This window comes from Sphingomonas sp. ASV193, from assembly GCF_040203355.1.
Lineage (GTDB): Bacteria > Pseudomonadota > Alphaproteobacteria > Sphingomonadales > Sphingomonadaceae > Sphingomicrobium.
The window spans coordinates 456,285-476,186 of record NZ_JBEHBW010000001.1; the positions used below are offsets into that span (position 1 = coordinate 456,285).

General features: G+C 67.8%; 19 protein-coding genes and 3 tRNA genes. 3 read left to right on the top strand and 19 right to left on the bottom strand.

Going from position 1 to position 19,902, the window contains the following annotated elements:
- Window positions 1–21: 21 nt before the first annotated feature.
- The 4 genes from ABDK56_RS02355 to ABDK56_RS02370 all read right to left on the bottom strand — a co-directional run bounded on the left by ABDK56_RS02355 (window position 22) and on the right by ABDK56_RS02370 (window position 3,796).
- On the bottom strand, window positions 22–696 hold the full coding sequence (locus ABDK56_RS02355; RefSeq protein ID WP_349806453.1) for an ABC transporter ATP-binding protein: 675 nt from the start codon (window positions 694–696) through the stop codon (window positions 22–24).
- Entirely contained in the window at window positions 689–1,939 is a 1,251-nt protein-coding gene (locus tag ABDK56_RS02360) for a lipoprotein-releasing ABC transporter permease subunit (protein WP_349806454.1), read from the bottom strand. Before ABDK56_RS02360 ends, ABDK56_RS02355 begins: the two co-directional genes overlap by 8 nt.
- Entirely contained in the window at window positions 1,936–3,258 is a 1,323-nt protein-coding gene (gene proS, locus ABDK56_RS02365; protein ID WP_349806455.1) for a proline--tRNA ligase, read from the bottom strand. Before proS ends, ABDK56_RS02360 begins: the two co-directional genes overlap by 4 nt.
- 461 nt (window positions 3,259–3,719) lie before the next feature.
- A tRNA-Met gene (locus ABDK56_RS02370) sits at window positions 3,720–3,796 on the bottom strand.
- A gap of 131 nt (window positions 3,797–3,927) precedes the next feature.
- On the opposite strand from ABDK56_RS02370, the gene ABDK56_RS02375 reads away from it, so the two are divergent.
- Window positions 3,928–4,347, top strand: a complete 420-nt coding sequence (locus ABDK56_RS02375) for a DUF3775 domain-containing protein (protein WP_349806456.1) — start codon at window positions 3,928–3,930, stop codon at window positions 4,345–4,347.
- On the opposite strand, the gene ABDK56_RS02380 is transcribed toward ABDK56_RS02375, so the two are convergent.
- The 3 genes from ABDK56_RS02380 to ABDK56_RS02390 all read right to left on the bottom strand — a co-directional run bounded on the left by ABDK56_RS02380 (window position 4,344) and on the right by ABDK56_RS02390 (window position 8,732).
- Entirely contained in the window at window positions 4,344–4,847 is a 504-nt protein-coding gene (locus tag ABDK56_RS02380) for a 2'-5' RNA ligase family protein (RefSeq protein ID WP_349806814.1), read from the bottom strand. The two genes, ABDK56_RS02375 and ABDK56_RS02380, sit on opposite strands and share 4 nt — an antisense overlap.
- On the bottom strand, window positions 4,844–6,754 hold the full coding sequence (locus tag ABDK56_RS02385) for a potassium transporter Kup (RefSeq protein ID WP_349806457.1): 1,911 nt from the start codon (window positions 6,752–6,754) through the stop codon (window positions 4,844–4,846). Before ABDK56_RS02385 ends, ABDK56_RS02380 begins: the two co-directional genes overlap by 4 nt.
- 61 nt (window positions 6,755–6,815) lie before the next feature.
- Window positions 6,816–8,732, bottom strand: coding sequence for a potassium transporter Kup (locus ABDK56_RS02390; RefSeq protein ID WP_349806458.1), 1,917 nt, complete (start codon window positions 8,730–8,732; stop codon window positions 6,816–6,818).
- A 105-nt stretch (window positions 8,733–8,837) separates the two neighbouring features.
- On the opposite strand from ABDK56_RS02390, the gene ald reads away from it, so the two are divergent.
- A complete protein-coding gene (ald, locus tag ABDK56_RS02395) occupies window positions 8,838–9,938 on the top strand; it encodes an alanine dehydrogenase (protein WP_349806459.1) in 1,101 nt (366 codons plus the stop codon).
- Here ald and ABDK56_RS02400 read toward each other — a convergent pair.
- From ABDK56_RS02400 to ABDK56_RS02440, 9 genes are all read right to left on the bottom strand, one after another.
- Window positions 9,935–10,588 (bottom strand): tetratricopeptide repeat protein, encoded by a 654-nt coding sequence (locus tag ABDK56_RS02400; protein ID WP_349806460.1) that lies wholly within the window; start codon window positions 10,586–10,588, stop codon window positions 9,935–9,937. The two genes, ald and ABDK56_RS02400, sit on opposite strands and share 4 nt — an antisense overlap.
- A complete protein-coding gene (locus tag ABDK56_RS02405; RefSeq protein WP_349806461.1) occupies window positions 10,585–10,986 on the bottom strand; it encodes a cytochrome c-type biogenesis protein in 402 nt (133 codons plus the stop codon). The genes ABDK56_RS02400 and ABDK56_RS02405 overlap by 4 nt, the downstream gene beginning before the upstream one ends.
- On the bottom strand, window positions 10,983–11,510 hold the full coding sequence (locus ABDK56_RS02410; protein ID WP_349806462.1) for a redoxin family protein: 528 nt from the start codon (window positions 11,508–11,510) through the stop codon (window positions 10,983–10,985). Before ABDK56_RS02410 ends, ABDK56_RS02405 begins: the two co-directional genes overlap by 4 nt.
- The gene (locus tag ABDK56_RS02415) at window positions 11,507–13,435 is read right to left on the bottom strand and encodes a heme lyase CcmF/NrfE family subunit (protein ID WP_349806463.1); all 1,929 of its coding nucleotides are present in this window, start codon (window positions 13,433–13,435) and stop codon (window positions 11,507–11,509) included. Before ABDK56_RS02415 ends, ABDK56_RS02410 begins: the two co-directional genes overlap by 4 nt.
- A complete protein-coding gene (ccmE, locus tag ABDK56_RS02420) occupies window positions 13,432–13,851 on the bottom strand; it encodes a cytochrome c maturation protein CcmE (RefSeq protein WP_349806464.1) in 420 nt (139 codons plus the stop codon). Before ccmE ends, ABDK56_RS02415 begins: the two co-directional genes overlap by 4 nt.
- Window positions 13,848–13,982, bottom strand: a complete 135-nt coding sequence (locus ABDK56_RS02425; RefSeq protein ID WP_349806465.1) for a hypothetical protein — start codon at window positions 13,980–13,982, stop codon at window positions 13,848–13,850. Before ABDK56_RS02425 ends, ccmE begins: the two co-directional genes overlap by 4 nt.
- Window positions 13,979–14,695 (bottom strand): heme ABC transporter permease CcmC, encoded by a 717-nt coding sequence (gene ccmC, locus ABDK56_RS02430; RefSeq protein WP_349806466.1) that lies wholly within the window; start codon window positions 14,693–14,695, stop codon window positions 13,979–13,981. The genes ABDK56_RS02425 and ccmC overlap by 4 nt, the downstream gene beginning before the upstream one ends.
- Window positions 14,696–14,742: 47 nt before the next feature.
- Window positions 14,743–15,789, bottom strand: a complete 1,047-nt coding sequence (locus ABDK56_RS02435) for a Glu/Leu/Phe/Val family dehydrogenase (protein WP_349806467.1) — start codon at window positions 15,787–15,789, stop codon at window positions 14,743–14,745.
- Between the two features lie 87 nt (window positions 15,790–15,876).
- Window positions 15,877–15,953 (bottom strand) — tRNA-His (locus tag ABDK56_RS02440).
- 242 nt (window positions 15,954–16,195) lie between these two features.
- Between ABDK56_RS02440 and ABDK56_RS02445 the strand changes: the two genes are divergently transcribed.
- Entirely contained in the window at window positions 16,196–16,906 is a 711-nt protein-coding gene (locus ABDK56_RS02445) for a Crp/Fnr family transcriptional regulator (protein ID WP_349806468.1), read from the top strand.
- 19 nt (window positions 16,907–16,925) lie between these two features.
- On the opposite strand, the gene ABDK56_RS02450 is transcribed toward ABDK56_RS02445, so the two are convergent.
- The 3 genes from ABDK56_RS02450 to lon all read right to left on the bottom strand — a co-directional run bounded on the left by ABDK56_RS02450 (window position 16,926) and on the right by lon (window position 19,839).
- A tRNA-Val gene (locus tag ABDK56_RS02450) sits at window positions 16,926–17,000 on the bottom strand.
- Window positions 17,001–17,084: 84 nt separating this feature from the next.
- Window positions 17,085–17,357, bottom strand: coding sequence for an HU family DNA-binding protein (locus ABDK56_RS02455; protein ID WP_502959249.1), 273 nt, complete (start codon window positions 17,355–17,357; stop codon window positions 17,085–17,087).
- A gap of 85 nt (window positions 17,358–17,442) precedes the next feature.
- Window positions 17,443–19,839 carry an endopeptidase La gene (lon, locus tag ABDK56_RS02460; protein WP_349806470.1) on the bottom strand — a complete coding sequence of 799 codons (2,397 nt, stop codon included), beginning with the start codon at window positions 19,837–19,839 and terminating at the stop codon, window positions 17,443–17,445.
- Window positions 19,840–19,902: the final 63 nt, after the last annotated feature.

Sequence of the window (19,902 nt, forward strand, 5' to 3'; positions counted from 1 at the left end):
CCTTTTCCACAGCTTTCTGGCCTAGACGAGGCGCCCGTCGCGAAGCCGGACGACCCGGTCCATCTTCGCCGCCAGCCGCTCGTTGTGGGTCGCCACCAGCGCCGCGCTGCCCTCGCCCCGGACGAGGTTGAGGAATTCGCCGAGCACCCGCTCGCTGGTCGCCTCGTCGAGGTTGCCGGTGGGCTCGTCGGCGAGGATCAGTGGGGGCTGGTTGGCGAGAGCGCGCGCCACCGCGACGCGCTGCTGCTCGCCGCCCGATAGCTTGGCCGGGCGATGGTCGAGCCGCGCCTCGAGCCCGAGTTTTGTCAGCAGCGCCCGCGCCCGGTCGCGCGCCGCAACGCCGTCAGTGCCTTTCACGAGTTGCGGCAGAACGACGTTCTCTATCGCGTCGAATTCGGGCAGCAGGTGGTGGAACTGGTAGACGAAGCCGAGCGCGTCGCGGCGGAGCCGGGTGCGCGCGTCGTCGTCAAGGCTCGCCGCCTCCTCGCCAATGATCCGGATCGAGCCGTCGAACCCGCCTTCGAGCAGCCCGACCGCCTGGAGCAGCGTCGACTTGCCCGACCCCGAGGGCCCTAGCAGCGCGACGATCTCGCCCGGCATGACGGTGAGGTCGACGCCGCGAAGCACCTGGATCGTCACCTCGCCCTGGATGAAGCTGCGGCGCACGCCGCTCAATGCGAGGACCGGCTCACTCATAGCGAAGCACCTGCACCGGGTCGGTCGCTGCCGCGCGACGCGCCGGGAAGAGGGTGGCGAGGAAGGTCAGCACCAGCGTCACCGCGATGATCGCCCCGACTTCGACCGGGTCGGTCTTCGACGGCAACGTGGTGAGCACGCGGATCTTGGGATCCCACAGGTCCTGCCCGGTCAATCGCTGGATGCCGTCGACCACGTCCTGGCGGAAGAACAGGAAGATCGCGCCGATGATCGCGCCGCTGACGATCCCGACCATGCCGATGGTCAGGCCGACGGTCATGAACACCTTGGTCATCGACCGGCGGCTCGCGCCCATCGTGCGCAGGATGGCGATGTCGCGGGTCTTGGCGCGAACCAGCATGATCAGCGAGCTGGCGATGTTGAACGCGGCGACGAGGATGATGATGCACAGCACCACGAACATCGCTACCCGTTCGACCTCGAGCGCCTCGAACAGCGCGGCGTTCATCTGCTTCCAGTCGATGATCACGCCGCGGTCGTGAACCACGGGCTGGAGCGGCGCCAGGATCTCGCCGACCTTGTCGGGATTGGTCGTCTGGATCTCGATCTGGCCGACCCCGTCGCCAAGCATCAGCAACGACTGCGCGTCCTGCATCGGCATGACGACATAGGCCTGGTCATATTGGTAGACCCCGACCTCGAAGATCGCGCCGACGGTATAGGTAACCATCCGCGGGACGGTGCCGACCGGGGTCGACTTTCCGTCGGGGCTGATCAGCGTGATGTCGCTGCCGACGCTCGCGCCGAGCTGCTGCGCGAGCGCCGAGCCGATCGCGACCCGCCCGCTGCCCGGGGTGATCGACTTGAGGTCGCCCTGGACGACATGATTGCTGAGCGTCGGGTTGTGGAGGATGTCGTCCATCGTCTGCCCGCGCACCAGCACGCCCGCGACCCGGCCGTTGCCGCTCGCCATCAGCGGTTGCTCGATCAGCGGGGTCGCCTTGGTCACTCCAGGGGTCTTGAGCGCCGCGGCCTCGATCGGCTGCCAGTCGCCCAGCACCCCGTCATAGCCCTGGATGATCGCGTGGCCGTTGAGCCCGGTGATCTTGTCGAATAGCTCGGCGCGAAAGCCGTTCATCACGCTCATCACGATGATCAGCGCCGCGACCCCGAGCGCGACCGCGCCGACCGAGAAGCCGGCGACGACGAAAATGAACCCCTCGCCCTTGTTGGGCAGCAGGTAGCGCTTGGCGATCATCCGCTCATAGGGCGAAAGGATCACGCGGTGAACCTCGCCAGCGCGCTTTCGAGGCTCAGTTCCTGCTTCTCGCCGGTGCGGCGGTTCTTGAGCTCGGCGGTCCCCGCGGCGACCCCGCGCGGGCCGAGCACGAGCTGCCACGGAAGGCCGATCAGGTCCATCGAGCCGAGCTTGACCCCGCCGCGCTCGTCGCGGTCGTCGTAGAGCGTCTCGACGTTCGCCGCCGAGAGCTTCGCGTAGAGGTCGTCGGCCGCGGCGACCGTCGCCGGATCGTCGCCGCGCATCGTCACCATCCCGACCTTCCACGGCGCGACCGCCTCGGGCCAGACGATCCCGGCATCGTCGTGGCTCGCCTCGATGATCGCCCCGACGAGGCGCGAGACGCCGATGCCGTAGCTGCCCATCTCGGGGGTCACCATCGACCCGTCGGGGCCGCTGACCTTGAGCCCCATCGACGCGCTGTACTTGGTGCCGAAGTAGAAGATGTGCCCGACCTCGATCCCGCGCCCGGTGCGCTGGCGGTCGGCGGCGACGCCGGCCCAGCGCGCCTCGTCATGGGTCTCGTCGGTGGCCGAATAGGTCGAGCTTACCTGGTCGAACAGCGCTTTGAGCCCATCGGCATCGTCGTAGCGAAGGTCGGCCTGGCTCCAGTCGAATTCCTCGAACGCGGCGTCGTAGAATACCTCGCTCTCGCCGGTCGGGGCGAGGACGATGAACTCGTGGCTAAGGTCTCCGCCGATCGGGCCCGAGGCGGCCTTCATCGGCACCGCCTTGATCCCGAGCCGCTGGAAGGTGCGCAGATAGGCGAGCAGCTGGGTGTAATAGCTGTTGCGCGCGCCCCCTTCGTCGAGGTCGAAGCTATAGGCGTCCTTCATCAGGAACTCGCGCCCGCGCATCACGCCGAAGCGCGGGCGGACCTCGTCGCGGAATTTCCACTGGATATGGTAGAGCGTGCGCGGCAGCTCGCGGTAGCTGCGCACCTCGTCGCGGAACAGCGCGGTGATCATTTCCTCGTTGGTCGGGCCGTAGAGGATCTCACGCTCGTGCCGGTCCTTGATCCGCAGCATCTCGGGACCGTAGGCGTCGTAGCGTCCCGACTGGCGCCACAGGTCGGCCGACTGAAGCGTCGGCATCAGCAGCTCGACCGAGCCCGCCTTGTCCTGCTCCTCGCGGACGATCTGCTCGATCTTCTGGAGAACCCGCCAGCCGACCGGCAGCCAGGCGTAGATCCCCGCCGCGGTCTGGCGGACCAGGCCGGCACGGAGCATCAGCTTGTGGCTGACGATCTGCGCGTCGGCCGGGCTTTCCTTCATCACGGGCAGGAAACAGCGGGAAACGCGCAAGCTCATGTCCTCCGGTCGGCGGGTCGCCGCCCTGCTAGCCGCCGCCTCGGGCGAAGGCAATCGAGTCCTCCTGTGCCCGGAAAAACACAGTTTGATTCAAACTGTTGTATCGACGCGCTTTCCATATTGCGCTTGGCCCGCGCCGGCGGCATCCATCGCTCACGGATCACGGAGCGATCAAACGCTTCGATCCATCAGGAGAGGATGCCGGTTTCAGGGAGCACGGCTTCCGTCCGGTTAGGGGGCTGACGAGCAATCGTCACGCAAGGGCGCCCGGATCGTCACGGTCCGGGCGCTTTGCTTTTTCCACGACAATATATCGAGAAGCAGGCTCGATCGGCCGAGCCGCGTTTCGCGTCTGCCCAGTGAGCGGATCGAAGGGAAACCGAACGGCGACCTCACGGACCGAGCGGGATGATCGACATGCCATGACCGTCCCCCGGACGGTCATGGCATTTCGATGGTAGCGGAGGAGGGACTTGAACCCCCGACACGCGGATTATGATTCCGCTGCTCTAACCAGCTGAGCTACTCCGCCCCAGGGCGCGGCCGGACCCCGTGGCTCCGACGACGGCGCCTATAGGGTCGAGCGCCGGGCGCGTCAATTTGAAAGCCGGGAACCGGATTCCCCTGCCCTCGTTCACCGTCCACAGCCCTGGAAGAGAGACGATGGACCCGGTCACCCCCCTCGACACGCTTTGCCGAATCATCCTCCGCGCCCGCGAATACGAAGCGCAGGTGCCCGGCAATTACGACGACGACGAAGACGCCGACGAGGTCGATGGCGAGGACGGCGAGGCGCTTTCCGCACTCCAGGACTCGATCAACACCAGCGTCGAGGACGAGCTCAGGACCTCGCTCGACGACCTCGCCGAGGACCAGCAGGCCGAAGTGCTCGCCTTCTGCTGGGTCGGGCAGGGAACCTACGAGGCCGCCGACTGGGACGAAGCGATCGAGGAAGCGACCGACGAAGTGTCGAGCGGCGGCGCGGTCGACGAACTGCTCGAAATGCCGATGCTCGCCTCGGTGCTCGAAGCCGGGATGGCGGCGTTCGACCTCAGCTGCGACGGGATCGGCGACCTCAGCTAGCCGCGAAACGGCCAGCTGCCGAGCGGCTCCCAAGGCCCGCCGAGATAGCGATGAAGCGCAATACCCTCGATCCTCAGAGAGCGCGGGCGAAACGACGCCGACAGCTCCGCGAGCAGGGCGCGCGACCGTGACGGATCGACCTTGTTTTGCACGGTGACGTGTGGCCGCCATCGGTTGGCGTCCTGCGCGGTCAGCAGGCCGCGGAAATGCTCGGCGATCCGCCGGCGGATGTCCTCCAGCCGCGGCGAGCGGACGGCGTAGGCGACTCCGCGGCCGAGATTGATCAGCCCCGATATTTCCGCCGCCGGAGCAGGCGCGACCGCGAGGCGCGCGAACAGCGACCTCGCCTCGTCTTCCGCCGAGGGCGGCAGAGCGTGAAACATGGTGAGGTGCGCCGACAGCAGGTTGCGCTCGGGCGGGAAGTAGCGCCGCCGCTGCGCGTCGAGCCGGGCGAAATCGCTCGCGCCGAGCCCGGCGGTGACGATCAGCGCGCCGGTCAGATTTCGACCTGGCTGCCGAGTTCGACCACCCGGTTGGTCGGCAGCTTAAAGAATTCCATCGCGCTTTCGGCGTTGCGCAGCATCCACGCGAACAGGTGCTCGCGCCAGATCGCCATGCCGGGCCGGTCGCTGACCAGCAGCGTCTGGCGCGACAGGAAATAGCTGGTCTTCATCGGCTCGAACCGGCCGCCGCACGTCTCGAGCCGGCCGAGCGCGGCTGGGACCTCGATCTCGTCCATGAAGCCATAGTTGAGGATGATCCGGTAAAAGCCCTCGCCGAGCGGCTGGACCTCGGAGCGATGCTCCTCGCGCACGCGCGGCACGTCGGCGATGCGGACGGTGAGCAGGACAATGCGCTCGTGGAGCACCATGTTATGCTTGAGGTTGTGGAGCAGCGCCGGGGGCACGCCATCGCGCGCGCTGGTCATGAACACCGCGGTCAGCGGGATTCGACGCGCGCTGGCGGCGGCGGACTTGATGAACACCCCGATCGGCATCGACGCCTCGTTGAGCCGCTGGATCATCAGCTTGCGACCCGCTGCCCAAGTGGTGAGGAAGGTGAAGGCGATCGCCCCGATGAGCAGCGGAAACCAGCCCCCGTCGAAGAATTTGGTGAGGTTCGACGCGAAGAAGATCCCGTCGATCAGCATGAAGCCGCCGACCAGCCCCGCGACCGCCGGCACCGGCCAGTTCCACACCCGAACCGCCAGCACGCCGAGCATCAGCGCGGTGATGAACATCGTGCCGGTCACCGCGATCCCGTAAGCGGCGGCGAGGTTGCTCGACGAGCGGAAGCCGATGACGAGGATGATCACCAGCACCATCAGCGCATAGTTGGTCAGCTTGACGTAAATCTGGCCCGCGGCCTTTTCGCTGGTGTGGTCGATCCGAAGCCGCGGGATGAGCCCGAGCTGGATCGCCTGCTGGGTGACCGAGAAGGCCCCGGTGATCACCGCCTGGCTGGCGATGACGGTGGCGACGGTGGCGAGGATCACCAGCGGCAGGCGCCACGCCTCCCCTGCCATCAGGTAGAACGGATTCTCGGCCGCCGCCGGGTGGGCGAGCATCAGCGCCGACTGGCCGAAATAGTTGAGCAGCAGCGCGGGGAAGACGAGGAACAGCCACGCCAGCCGGATCGGCCGGCGCCCGAAATGCCCCATGTCGGCATAGAGCGCCTCGGCCCCGGTCACCGCCAGCACCACCGAGCCGAGCGCGAGGAAGGCGAGCTTCAGGTCGTGCGCGATGAACTTGAACGCCCACATCGGGTTCAACGCCCACAGGATCGCCGGGTTGGCCGAGATCTGGATCACGCCGAGCACCGCGATCACCACGAAGTAGAAGGTCATCACCGGGCCGAACAGCCGGCCGACCGTCTCGGTCCCGCGCGACTGGATCGCGAACAGGCCGACGAGGATGACGATCGAGATCGGGATGACGAATTCGTCGAACCCCTTGCCGACCGTCTCGAGCCCCTCGACCGCCGACAGCACCGACACCGCCGGGGTGATCATCGCGTCGCCGAAAAAAAGCGCGGTGGCGGCGATGCCGAGCATCGTCAGCCCCTTGGTCCATTTTTTCTGACCGCTCGACCGCTGGATCAGCGCGAGCAGCGCGAGGCTGCCCCCTTCCCCCTTATTGTCGGCGCGCAGGATGAAGGTCACATATTTGATCGTCACCACGATCATCAGCGACCAGAAGATCAGGCTCATCGCCCCGTAGATGTGGAGCCGGTCGACCGCGAGCGGGTGGTGTCCGACGAAGATTTCCTTGACCGCGTAGAGCGGGCTGGTGCCGATGTCGCCGAACACGACGCCGCTCGCCCCGATCGCCAGCGCCGCGGTCGAGCCGTGCGGGCCGTGATTCCCCGGCGCCTCGCCGGAGCTCTCGTTCCCCTGTTCATCCGACATCGGCGACTCAGCTCCCTCGCAGTGGCGGCGCGGGTAGGCGTTACGCGCGCGAAGCGAAAGGCTAAATCTCCACCTGGCTGCCCAGTTCCACCACCCGGTTGGTCGGCAGCTTGAAGAACAGCATCGCGCTTTCGGCGTTGCGCAGCATCCACGCGAACAGCTTCTCGCGCCAGATCGCCATCCCCGGCCGCGACGAGGCGATCAGCGTCTGGCGGGCGAGGAAGAAACTCGTGTCCATCATCCGGCACGGCTCGCCGACTTCCTTCAGCGCGGCGAGCGCCTCGGGCACGTGAATGTCCTCCATGAACCCGTAGTGGAGCACGACGCGGTAGAAGCCCTGCCCGTAATCCTCCTGCTCGGCGCGCCGCTCGGGCTTCACATAGGGGACGTCGGCGACGCGCACGGTCAGCAGGAAGACGCGTTCGTGGAGCACCTTGTTATGCTTCAGATTGTGGAGCAGCGCGTGCGGCACGCCGTGGGTCGAGCTGGTGAGGAACACCGCGGTGCCCGGGACCCGGGTGGCGCTCGCGGCCGCGGACTTGATGAACAGTTCGATCGGCAGGCTCGCCTCGGCCATGCGCACGATCATCAGCGCTCGGCCGCGCGCCCAGGTGGTCAGCATGGTGAAGGCGATCAGCCCGATCAGCAGCGGGAACCAGCCGCCCACCGGCACCTTGAGCAGGTTTGCGCCGAAGTAGAGGAAATCGACCGTCGCGAAGACGCCGACCAGTGCGCCCGCCAGCAGCTTGTTCCACTTCCACAGGCTGAACAGCACCACCGCGATCAGCAACGTGTCGATCGCCATCGCCCCGGTCACCGCGATGCCGTAGGCGGCGGCGAGGTTCGACGAACTCTGGAAATTGAGCACCAGCAGCAGGACCATCACCAGCAGCGCCCAGTTCACCGCGGGAATATAGATCTGCCCCGCGGCGGTCTCGCTGGTATGGGTGATGTGCAGACGCGGAATGAAGCCGAGCTGGATCGCCTGCTGGGTGACCGAAAAGGCGCCGCTGATTACCGCCTGGCTGGCGATGATCGTCGCCAGCGTGGCGAGGATTACCAGCGGCAGCCGGAAGGCGTCGCTGGCGAGGTAGAAGAAGGGGTTCTGGACCGTCGCCAACGCCTGCGCGGGGGTCTGGGCAAGCAGCATCGAGCCCTGCCCCATATAGTTGATTACCAGCGCGGGCATGACGAAGAACATCCAGCTCACCCGGATCGGGTTGCGCCCGAAATGCCCCATGTCCGAATAGAGCGCCTCGGCCCCGGTCACCGCGAGCACGACCGAGCCCATCGCGACGAACGCCCCCCACGGGCTCGCCGCGAAAAAGGCCGCGGCGCGAAGCGGGTTGAGCGTATTCCAGATGGTCGCCGGATGGTCGGCGATATGGATCGCGCCGAGCACCGCGAGCACGACGAAATAGACGATCATCACCGGCCCGAACAGCAGCCCGACCTTGGCGGTGCCGTGCGACTGGATCATGAACAGCCCGATCAGGATTACGATCGCGCCGGGGATGACGAACGGCTGGAACGAGGCGTTGACCGTGGTCAGCCCCTCGACCGCCGACAGCACCGAGATCGCCGGGGTGATCATCGAATCGCCGTAGAACAGCGAGGTCGCGAACACCCCGAGCAGGACGATGCCGGTGGTCCACTTGCGCTTGTCGCTGCCGCTCGACCGGTTGATCAGCGCGAGCAGTGCGAAGCTTCCGCCCTCCCCCTTGTTGTCGGCCTTCATGATGATCGACACATATTTGAGCGTGACGATGATCATCATCGACCAGAAGATCAGGCTCAGGACGCCGTAGACGTGGAACGCGTCGGGGGTCAGTCGGTGGTGCCCGGCAAACGTCTCGCGGAACGCGTAGATCGGCGAGGTGCCGATGTCGCCGAACACGATCCCGACCGCGCCGACCGACAGTTTCCACAGCGGCCCATGGGCATGGCCGCCAGGCGCAGCCGACTCGCCCTCACTCATCGATCGATCCTCATCTCGGGCGCGACGCTAGCAGCGCAAAAAGTCGCTGCAAATGGCCGGGACGGGGGCTATAGGCGCGCCATCCCATTCAGGAGCAAGACAAAAATGCGCGTCGGTGTGCCGAAGGAAATCAAGAACCACGAATATCGCGTCGGGCTAACCCCGGCCTCGGTGGCCGAGCTGATCGCCGCCGGACACGAGGTGTTCGTCGAAAAGAGCGCCGGGACCGGCATCGACTTTTCGGACAAGGCCTATGAAAAGGTCGGCGCGACCATCCTGCCGAGCGCCGCGGAGGTGTTTGCCACCGCCGACATGATCGTCAAGGTCAAGGAGCCGCAGCGGCAGGAAATCGCGATGCTCCGCCCCGGCCAGCTGCTCTTCACCTACCTCCACCTCGCGCCCGATCCCGAGCAGGCGAAGGGGCTGATCGAGAGCGGCGCGACCTGCATCGCCTACGAGACGGTGACCAGTCGCTCGGGGGCGCTGCCGCTCTTGAAGCCGATGAGCGAGGTGGCGGGCCGGATGAGCGTCCAGGTCGGCGCCCACTACCTCGAAAAGGAACAGGGCGGCCGCGGCGTGCTGCTCGGCGGCGTTCCCGGCGTGGCGCCGGCCAAGGTCGCCATCCTCGGCGGCGGGGTCGCGGGCATCAACGCCGCGCAGATTGCCACCGGGCAGCGCGCCGACGTCACCATCTACGACATCAACAACGACCGGCTGGCCGAGCTCGACATGCATTTCGGCACGACGATCAAGACCGCCTTCGCCAGCAAGACCGCGATCGCCGACGCGATCCGCGAGGCCGAGGTGGTGATCGGCGCGGTGCTGGTCCCCGGCGCCGCCGCGCCCAAGCTGGTCACCCGGGACCAGCTCAAGACGATGAAGCGCGGCAGTGTGCTGGTCGACATCGCGATCGACCAGGGCGGCTGTTTCGAGACCAGCCACGCCACCACCCACGACGACCCGGTCTACGAGATCGACGGGGTCATCCATTATTGCGTGGCCAACATGCCCGGCGCGGTGGCGCGGACCAGCACCTTCGCGCTCAACAACGCGACGCTGCCGTTCGCGCTCAAGCTCGCCAATCTCGGCCCCGACCGGGCGATGGCCGAGGACCCGCACCTCGCCAACGGGCTCAACGTCAGCGACGGCAAGATCCGTCACGAGGCGGTCGCCGAGGCGCTCGGGCTGGCGTTCGAGCCTATTTAAGGCTGAGTCGGGGCGGGGTTCGTCGCGGGCGGCGGCGCGGCCGGAAGTGGCCCGCCGCCGCTGACCATCGAGATCGCATTCTCGATGAACGGACGCCAGCTGGCGTTGGCGGGCGCATGCGCGAGCAGGTCGCGCCACACCGCGACGCCCTCGTCAACCTGGCCCGATCGCGCCATCGCCAGCCCGCGGAAAAAGGGCGCGGCGGGCGCGGCGGGGCCGATCGCCTGCGCCCGGTCGAACGCCTGCTGCGCCGCCGGGGTGAGACCGTGGCCATGATCGACCAGCGCGTTGCCGAGCCCGACCCACAGGTCGTAGTCGTCGGGATGACGCTTTATCTGTGCGGCGATGAGGTTGACCGCGTCCTGCGTCTCGCCCTCGGATTCAAGCGCGTCGGCCATCACCAGCCAGTGCGCGCCATAGCTGAACTGGTCCATCAACGCGGCACGCGCGCCCGCGAGCGGGAGCGGCGGCGGCGGCGCGACGCCTTCGCGCGGCGCTCCGTCGAGCCCCGGATGGCCCTGCAGGACATAGCCCGCGCTGCCGACCAGCAGCGCGGCGAGCCCGAACACCAGCATCGGCCCGCGCAGCCTGAGCAGCCACATCAGCCCCGCCGCGATTGCGACGATCAGCGCCAGCAGGACGAAGCTCATGCGCGCCTCCGGAAGCGGCGCGCGGCGATCCATCCGCCGACCAGCAGCAGCGCGAGCGGAACCGCCCACAGCGGCCAGGTCAGCGGCTCGACCGGGGGACGAAGGCTGATCCACGGACCGTAGCGACCGATCAGCCAGTCGCGCACCTCGCCCGGCTGCTGCCCCGCCCCGATCCGCTGACGAATCATCGAGCGCATGTCGCCGGCAAGCTCGGCATTGCTGTCGGCGATCGACTGACCCTGGCAGACGAGGCAGCGCACCTCTTCCATCAGCGACTGCGCCGCCGCTTCCTGCCGCGCGTCCGGAAGCTGGCGGTTGGCCCACGCCGCGGGGGGCAGCTTGCTGTCGGCGAGCAGCGGCGCCGAGACGAGCGCGAGGAGCAGCAGCCCGCGCTTCATTGGGCGGCCTTCCATGCCGCGCGCACGCGGTCGAGGTCGCTGTCGTCGATCGCGCCGATCTGCTGGAGGCGGATCACGCCTTTGCCGTCGACGATGAAGCTTTCGGGCACCCCCGACGAGCCGAACGCCAGCTGCGCCCCGCTGTCGAGATCGGCGCCGATCGGACCGTAGGGGTCGCCATTCTGGCGGAGGAAGGCGGCGAGGTCGTCGGGCTTGTCGCGCACCGCGATGCCGATCACGTCGACGCCTTCCTTGCGCAACTGGCCGAGCAGCGGCACCTCGCCGATGCACGGGACGCACCAGCTGGCGAAGAAGTTGACGAGGTGGGGCTTGCCGTCACGCAGGCTCGCGGGGGTCAGCCCCGGGCGTCCGGGGATCGCCGACGGCAGTGCGAGGGCGGGCGCGGGCTTGCCGACCAGCTTCGAGCTCACTTCCTTGTCCTCGGGCCGGGTCAGCCGCCAGCCGACCGCGACCACGAAGGCGAGGATCACCAGCAGCGGGATGAAGCGCAGCCCGCCCTTCACCGCGACAGCTCCCAGTCCTCGCCGCGCAGCCGCTTGCGCCGTCCCGCCCAGGCGCGGCCGAGCAGCGCGAGCACCCCGCCGACGGCGATGAGCGCGCCGCCAAGCCAGATTAGCGTCACGAACGGCTTCCACCACAGCCGGAACTGCCAGCGCCCGCCGTCGGCCTGGTCGCCGATCACCGTGTAGAGCTGCCCGTCCCAGCGCGTCGCGATCGAGGTCTCGCTGGTGGTCTGCTGCGGGTTGCTGAAAAAGCGCGTCTGGGGGTCGAGCAGCACCCGCCCGTCGCCGCGCGAGGCGGCGAGGTCTGCCTGCAGCGCGGTGTAATTCTTGCCCGCCGCCGGGGTGATGTTGCGCAGCTGGACCTGCCACGGCCCGACGCTGGCGATGTCGCCCGGCTTCATCGCGACCAGCGTTTCGCTGGTGAAGGCGCCGTTGCACGCCATGCCGATGATCGCCACCCCGACCCCGAGGTGGGCGAGCGCCATGCCCCATGTCGGAAGCGGGATCCGCTTGACCGAGCGGCCGACCAGCGGAAGCACCGAGGCGGGGACGAGGCCGACGCCGAGCGCGAGGCCCGCGCGTTCGAGGATCGTCATTGACGGGGCAAGGATGAGGCTGGCGACCAGCGCGACGAGCGCGACCAGAACGCCGGGGGCGAGCCGCGGCCCGATCACGCCGCGGTCGACCTTCCAGCTAAGCTGCGGCGCGAACATCAGCAGCGCGACGAGGATCAGCCCGACCGGTCCCGCGACCGCATTGAAATAGGGCGGTCCGACCGACAGCTTCTCGCCGGTCGCCGCCTCGGCGAGCAGCGGATAGAGCGTGCCGACGAAGACGATGCCGAGGATCACGGTGAGCAGCAGGTTGTTGGCGACCAGCCCGCCCTCGCGGCTCTTGAGGTTGAACGGCGCGCCCTCGCTGACCGTCGCGATCCGCACCGCGAACAGCGCCATCGCCCCGCCGACGTAAAGCGCGAGCAGCCCGAGGATGAAGGTTCCGCGCCGCGGATCGACCGCGAAGGCGTGGACAGAGGTGAGGATTCCCGAGCGCACGAGGAAGGTGCCGACCATCGACATCGAAAAGGCGACCAGCGCCAGCATCAGCGTCCACGCCTTGAGCGAATTGCGCGCGGCGAGCACGTTGAGGCTGTGGAGCAGCGCGGTCGCCGCCAGCCACGGCATCAGCGAGGCATTCTCGACCGGGTCCCAGAACCACCAGCCGCCCCAGCCAAGCTCGTAATAGGCCCAGTAGCTGCCCGCGGTGATCCCGATCGTCAGGAAGATCCACGCGCCCAGCACCCACGGCCGCATCGCCCGGGCGAGCGCGGGCCCGACTTCGCGCGACAGCAGCGCGCCGACGCCGAGGCTGAACGCGACCGACAACCCGACATAGCCGAGGTAGAGCGTCGGCGGGTGGAAGGCGAGGCCGGGGTCCTGGAGCAGCGGATTGAGCCCTTGCCCGTCGACCGGCGCCGGATCGAGCCGGGTGAACGGGTTCGACGCGATCAGCAGAAAGGCGAAGAAGCCGAGCGCGAGCGCGGCCTGCGCGCCGATGGTGAAGCTGAGCGTGCGCGCGTCGAGCCGCCGTTCGAACAGCGCGACCGCGAGCCCGGCGATCGACAGGATCGTCACCCACATCAGCATCGAGCCTTCGTGGTTCCCCCACGTGCCCGCGAAGCGATAGAGCAAGGGCTTGGCGCTGTTGCTGTTCTCGGCAACCAGCAGCACGCTCATGTCCGATCGCACGAACACCGCGATCAGCGCGGCGAAGGCGGCGAGCGTCAGCAGCGCCTGCGGCAGCGCGACCGCGCGCATCGCGGTGCGCCCGCGCCCGTCGGGCCCGGTCAGCCCGCACGCCATCGCCAGTTGCAGCGCCGACAGCGCGGCGGCGACCCACAGCGCGGCAAGACCGAGTTCGGCGATCACTTCCTGGCCATCGCCTTCGCGATCGGGGGCGGCATGTAGCGCTCGTCATGCTTGGCGAGCAGGTTGTCGGCGACGAACAGCCCCCCGCCCTCGAGCTTGCCTTCGGCGACGACCCCGCTGCCTTCGCGGAACAGCGAGGGGGCAATGCCGCGGAACACCACCGGGGTGGTCTTCTTGAGGTCGCTAACGATGAAGCGGATGGTGACCCCGTCGGGCAGATGCTGGAGCGAGCCGGCGACGACCATCCCGCCGAGCCGCGCCGACTCGCCGGGCTTGAGCTCGCCCGCGGCGATGTCGCTCGGGGTCGCGAAATAGGCGGCGCGGTCCTTCAGCCCCCACATCGCCAGCAACGCCGCGCCGAGCAGCGCGACCGCCGCGACCGCGACGAGGGTGAGGCGCTGGTGCTTGGGCTTCATCGCCGGTCTCCGCGCGCCGCGTCGGCGTCGGCCTCGGCCTTGCGCATCGCCAGCGCCGAGCGGACGAGCAGCAGCGCGGTCCCGCCGAGCACCAGCGCGTAGGCGGCGATCACAAAGGGCCAGGGATTCATGCCGCCGCCCGCCGCATCCGCGCCTCGACCCGCGCCCGCGACAGCTCGGCGCGCATCCGCATCAGCACCGCCGCGGCGAACAGCAGGGTGAACCCGCCGAGCGTCATCGGCAGCGGCCAGATCATCGACGAGGCGATCTCCGACCCCCCGCTCAGGCTGATCGACTGGCCCTGGTGAAGCGTTCGCCACCACAGCACCGAATAATGGATGATCGGCAGGTTGACCGCGCCGACGAGTCCGAAAATCGCCGCCATCCGCCCGTCGCCGCCGCGCTCGCGCTCGGCGGCGGCGAGCCCGATATAGGCGAGGTAGAGGAAGAAGAGGATCAGCATCGAGGTCAGCCGCCCGTCCCACTCCCACCACGTCCCCCAGGTCGGACGCCCCCAGATCGACCCGGTGGCGAGGCACAGGCCGGCAAACAGCGCGCCCGGCGCGGCGACCGCGCGGCCGGCGACCGCGGCGAGCGGGTGGCGCCAGACGATCTGGCTCAGCGAGGCCGCCGCGATCCCGCCCCACCCGGCCATGCCGAGCCAGGCGGTCGGGACGTGGATGTAGAGGATCCGCGCGGCATCGCCCTGCAGATAGTCGGGCGGGGTCACGAACAGCCCGCCATAGCTTCCGGCGAGCACCAGCAGCAGCCCCGGCCAGAGCAGCCAGGGGGTCAGCGGGCGCGCGATCTTGAGGAAGCGGGCGGGGTTGGCGTAGCCGTGCACGGACCAAGGCCTAGCCGACCGCATCGCCCCCTTCAATCGGGCTTCGATCAGCGACCGATCAGCGCTTGGGCCATCGAATCGGCGACCGCCGCCGGGTCGCGGCCCGAGGCGGCGCTCTCCGACCAGATCTGCTCGAGCCGCCCGGGGATCGCCTCGATCCGCTGGCGGACCAGCTCGGGCCCGCCGTCCTTCACATATTCGGTCGACACGTTGATGATCCCGCCCGCGTTGATGACATAGTCGGGGGCGTAGAGGATTCCGCGTTCCATCAGCCGGGTGCCGTCCTCGGGAGTCGCGAGCTGGTTGTTGGCGCCGCCGGCGACGATCGGCGTGTCGAGCGCGGCGATGCTTTCTTCGGTCAGGATCGCGCCGAGCGCGCACGGGCTGACCACGTCGGCCGGGGTCGACAGCAGCGCGTCGACCGGGACGATCGTCGCGCCGGTTTCGGCCGCGAGCCGTTCGACCCGCGCCGCGTCGACATCGGCGATCGACAGGCGCGCGCCCTCGGCCGCGGCGAGCCTAGCGACTCCGCCGGCGACGCTTCCAGCGCCCTGGATCGCGAGGTGAAGCCCGGCGAGGCTGTCCTTGCCGAGCGCGCGGCGCACCGCCGCCTTGATCCCAAGGAAGACGCCGAGCGAGGTGTGCGGCCCCGGATCGCCGCCGACCGCGCCGCCCTCGACCGGGAGGCCCGCGACGAAGCGGGTCTGGCCGGCGATGGTCATCATGTCGGCGACGCTCATCCCGACATCCTCGGCGGTGACATATTGGCCGCCAAGCGAGTCGACGGCGCGACCGAACGCTGCGACCAGCGCCTCGTCCTTGCTGCGATCGGCGTTGGCGAGGATCACTGCCTTGCCGCCGCCTAGCGGCAGGCCCGCCATCGCGTTCTTGTAGCTCATCCCCCGCGACAGCCGCAGCGCGTCGGTCAGCGCGTCGGCATCGTCGGCGTAATGCCAGAAGCGGGTGCCGCCGCCGGCGGGCCCGAGATGGGTCGAGTGGACGGCGATGATCGCGCGCAGCCCGGTCGCCCGGTCGGTGACGAAATGAAGCGCTTCGTGCGCGTCGAAGTCGGGAAAACCCCAGGGGGTCAGCATCGCGGATCCTCATCCATGAACGCGGCGCAGCGTCTCTCGATGGATGCTGTCGCCAGGTGATTTCGCGACCCTGCCGCGAAGGAAGAATGGGGCGATCGACGGGACTTGAACCCGCGACCCTCGGTACCACAAACCGATGCTCTAACCAACTGAGCTACGATCGCCACAATGCGCCGTCCGACGCGGGCGCTCCCTTAGGATTGGACGCGACGAATGGCAAGCAAGCCATGACAGGCCATGAATAGCTATTCGTCGATTGCCTCTCGCCACGAATTGTTGCAGCGAGGAAAATATCGGGCCCGTGCCGTATCAATGTCCGATCTGTTGATCTATATTAATGTCGTTTCTGTAGAACACGACGGCCGACACGACCGTAAGGAGTCGGCGCGTAGGAAATTTTTCGACGATGAATCGTGAAACCAGGTTGATGAAAAATGGCGCAGGTCTCGGGGAAACCCTGCTCCGCGCGGGGCTCGAGCCGCGGCTGACCAAGCTGCTCGAGGACATGCCGCACAAGATCGTGACCGTCGAGCCGCGCCGCCCGTTTCGCGAGCGCGGCGTGAAGCGCGACGAAGTGATGTTCGTCCGCTCGGGCCTTTTGTCGAAATATAAGACCGACGGCGCGGGTCGCCGCCAGATCGTCGCCTTGCGCTTTCCCGGCGACGGCATCCTCCCGCGCGAGGGCGATGCCGACTATGGCGTGCAGGCGATCGTCAAGAGCGAGGTGATGGTCGGGCGCGCCGAGGATTTCGACCCGATCGTCGCCGCCAATCCCGAGCTCAGCCGCTTCTTCTGGAAGCTGATCGAACGCCACACGTCGATCGGCTACGAATGGCTGGTCAATTGCGGACGCCGCGATTCGACTGCGCGGGTCGCGCACCTGCTGTGCGAGACGGCGCAGCGCGCAGGGGTCGACGCGACCCACGAGCCGCTGGTCAATCCTTTTACCCAGCAGCAGATCGCCGACATCACCGGGCAGACCTCGGTCAACGTCAACCGGGTGTTCGCGGATCTGGAGCGGCAGGGGTTGATCCGCCGCCAGGGCCGCGAGATTCACTTCATGGACTGGGCGGAAATCCAGCGGGTCGCCAGCTTCCAGCCCAACTATCTCAACTGACGATCGACGGCCCCGGGGATGGTGGGCGCGACAGGGATTGAACCTGTGACCCCACCCGTGTGAAGGGTGTGCTCTACCGCTGAGCTACGCGCCCGAATGGGCATCCCCGGTGAGCGCCGCCCTTAGGCGAGCGCGGCGCACTCTGTCCAGCCTGCCCGGCCAAACTTTCCTTGCCCGATTACTGGACCGCGTCCTTCAGGATCTTGCCCGGGCGGAACTTGGGCTGCGAGCTCGCCTTGATCTGCATCGGCTCACCGGTGCGCGGGTTGCGCCCGGTCGACGCCTTGCGCCGGGTGACCGAGAAATTGCCGAAGCCGACCAGCCGGACCTCGTCGCCGCGCTTCAAGGCGCCGGTGATAAGTTCGAGCATCGTCTCGACCGCCCGGCTCGAGTCGTTGCGCGACAGTCCCGCCCGATCCGCGATCTGGCTGATCAGTTCCTGCTTGTTCATGAGCCAGGTCTCCGCTTGCGTCGCGACAGACTCGCGACCGTAGTCAGGCGCCTTAAGACGCCTCTTTCTGCGTAAGTCAAAGTCCTTAATGACGAACTGCCGCCTCTTCGCCACCAATGGTTGACGGCGGCGGCTCGACCGCATGTTCGTCGGCTTCGGACCACTCGATCGGCTGGATCGGGCGAGCGAGCGCCGCGCCGAGCACTTCGTCGACGTGGCTGACCGGGACGATCGCCAGTTTCTCGCGGATCGAGGCCGGGATGTCGGCGAGGTCCTTTTCATTCTCCGCCGGGATGAACACCGTCCCGATCCCGCCGCGGAGCGCCGCGAGCAGCTTTTCCTTGAGTCCGCCGATGGGCAGCACGCGCCCGCGAAGCGTGACCTCGCCGGTCATTGCGACGTCGCGCCGGACCGGGATTCCGGTCAGCGTCGAGACCATCGCGGTGACCATGCCGATGCCCGCCGAGGGGCCATCCTTGGGCACCGCGCCCTCGGGCAGGTGGACGTGAATGTCCTTCTTCGCGAAGATCGACGGCTTGACCCCGTAGGCGGGCGCACGCGCCTTCACGAAGCTCATCGCCGCCTGGATCGATTCCTGCATCACCTCGCCGAGCTTGCCGGTGGTGCGGATTTGGCCCTTGCCGGGCACCGTCACCGCCTCGATCGTTAGCAGCTCGCCGCCGACCTCGGTCCACGCCAGCCCGGTCACCGCGCCGATCTGGTCCTCCTCCTCGCCGACCCCGTAGCGATAGCGGCGCACGCCGAGGAATTCGTGGACGTTGCCGGGAACCAGCTCGATTGTCTCGGCCTTGCCTTCGAGAATCCTGCGGAGCGACTTGCGCGCGACCTTGGCGAGCTCGCGCTCGAGCGTCCGGACGCCGGCCTCGCGCGTGTAGTGACGAATCGCGTCGCGCAGCCCCTCGTCGGTGAACAGCAGTTCGCCGTCCTTGAGGCCGTGCGCCTCCATCTGCTTGGGGATCAGATGGCGCTTGGCGATCTCGACCTTTTCGTCCTCGGTGTAACCTTCGAGCCGGATGATCTCCATCCGATCGAGCAGCGGCTGCGGCATGTCGAGGCTGTTCGCGGTGGTCACGAACATGATGTCCGACAGGTCGTAGTCGATCTCGAGATAATGGTCCTGGAACTTGCTGTTCTGCTCGGGGTCGAGCACCTCGAGCAGCGCCGAGGCCGGGTCGCCGCGGAAGTCCTGGCCGAGCTTGTCGATCTCGTCGAGCAGGAACAGCGGGTTCGACGTGCCGACCTTCTTGAGGTTGGCCATGATCTTGCCCGGCAGCGAGCCGATGTAGGTCCGGCGATGGCCGCGGATTTCGGCCTCGTCGCGCACCCCGCCGAGCGACTGGCGCGCGAACTCGCGCCCCGTCGCGCGCGCGATCGAGCGGCCGAGCGAGGTCTTGCCGACGCCCGGCGGCCCGACGAGGCACAGGATCGGCCCCTTGAGCCGATTGGTCCGCGCCTGCACCGCCAGATATTCGACGATCCGGTCCTTGACCTTCTCCAAGCCGTAATGGTCCTCGTCGAGCACCGCCTGCGCCTCGGCGATGTCGCGCTTCAGCTTCGACTTCTTACCCCACGGCAGACCGAGCAACACGTCGAGATAGTTGCGCGCGACCGTCGCCTCGGCCGACATTGGTGCCATCGCCCGAAGTTTCTTGAGCTCGGCATTGGCGCGGCTGCGCGCCTCCTTGCTGAGCTTGGTCTTGCGGATTCGGGCGGCAAGTTCGTTGAGCTCGTCCCCGCCTTCCTCACCCTCGTTGCCGAGCTCGCGCTGGATCGCCTTCAACTGCTCGTTGAGATAATATTCGCGCTGGGTCTTCTCCATCTGCCGCTTAACCCGGCTACGGATCTTCTTCTCGACCTGGAGCACGCCGAGCTCGCCCTCCATGAAAGCGAACACCATCTCCAGCCGGCGCGCGGGGTTGAGTTCGCCGAGCAGCGCCTGCTTGTCCGCCACCTTGACCGACAGGTTGGAGGCGACCGCGTCGGCGAGGATCGAGGGGTCGTCGATCTCGCTCAGCTGCATCGAGGTCTCGGCGGGGAGCCGCTTGTTGAGCTTGGCGTAATTCTCGAACTGGTCGAGCACCGAGCGCATCAGCGCCTGCGCCTCGGTCCCGTCGGCGGGCTCCTCGTCGACCAGCTCGACCGTCGCCTCGACATGGTTGTCGACGTCGACCAGCTCGACCAGGCGGGCACGCTGCGCGCCCTCGACGAGGACGCGGACGGTCCCGTCGGGCAGCTTGAGCAGCTGCATCGCGGTCGCGATCACCCCGAGGTCGTAGAGCTGGTCGCGGTCGGGATCGTCCTCACTCGGATCGAGCTGCGCGACGAGGAACACCTCGCGATTGTCGGCGGTCGCCTTTTCGAGCGCGGCGACCGATTTTTCGCGGCCGACGAACAGCGGCACGATGCGGTGTGGGAAGACGACGATGTCGCGAAGGGGAAGGACGGGAAGCGTTCGAGTCATGCCGACTATATGGGCGCGCCCTCGCCGCGGTGCAACGAACGCGCCGATGCGCCGGAAATTCAT

Excerpts from the sequence above, each read along its gene's own strand:
- ABDK56_RS02355 (WP_349806453.1), bottom strand. The coding sequence starts at position 696 with ATGAGTGAGCCGGTCCTCGCATTGAGCGGCGTGCGCCGCAGCTTCATC.
- ABDK56_RS02375 (WP_349806456.1), top strand. The coding sequence starts at position 3,928 with ATGGACCCGGTCACCCCCCTCGACACGCTTTGCCGAATCATCCTCCGC.
- ABDK56_RS02385 (WP_349806457.1), bottom strand. The coding sequence starts at position 6,754 with ATGTCGGATGAACAGGGGAACGAGAGCTCCGGCGAGGCGCCGGGGAAT.
- ABDK56_RS02390 (WP_349806458.1), bottom strand. The coding sequence starts at position 8,732 with ATGAGTGAGGGCGAGTCGGCTGCGCCTGGCGGCCATGCCCATGGGCCG.
- ald (WP_349806459.1), top strand. The coding sequence starts at position 8,838 with ATGCGCGTCGGTGTGCCGAAGGAAATCAAGAACCACGAATATCGCGTC.
- ABDK56_RS02400 (WP_349806460.1), bottom strand. The coding sequence starts at position 10,588 with ATGAGCTTCGTCCTGCTGGCGCTGATCGTCGCAATCGCGGCGGGGCTG.
- ABDK56_RS02405 (WP_349806461.1), bottom strand. The coding sequence starts at position 10,986 with ATGAAGCGCGGGCTGCTGCTCCTCGCGCTCGTCTCGGCGCCGCTGCTC.
- ccmE (WP_349806464.1), bottom strand. The coding sequence starts at position 13,851 with ATGAAGCCCAAGCACCAGCGCCTCACCCTCGTCGCGGTCGCGGCGGTC.
- ABDK56_RS02425 (WP_349806465.1), bottom strand. The coding sequence starts at position 13,982 with ATGAATCCCTGGCCCTTTGTGATCGCCGCCTACGCGCTGGTGCTCGGC.
- ABDK56_RS02435 (WP_349806467.1), bottom strand. The coding sequence starts at position 15,789 with ATGCTGACCCCCTGGGGTTTTCCCGACTTCGACGCGCACGAAGCGCTT.
- ABDK56_RS02445 (WP_349806468.1), top strand. The coding sequence starts at position 16,196 with ATGAATCGTGAAACCAGGTTGATGAAAAATGGCGCAGGTCTCGGGGAA.
- ABDK56_RS02455 (WP_502959249.1), bottom strand. The coding sequence starts at position 17,357 with ATGAACAAGCAGGAACTGATCAGCCAGATCGCGGATCGGGCGGGACTG.
- lon (WP_349806470.1), bottom strand. The coding sequence starts at position 19,839 with ATGACTCGAACGCTTCCCGTCCTTCCCCTTCGCGACATCGTCGTCTTC.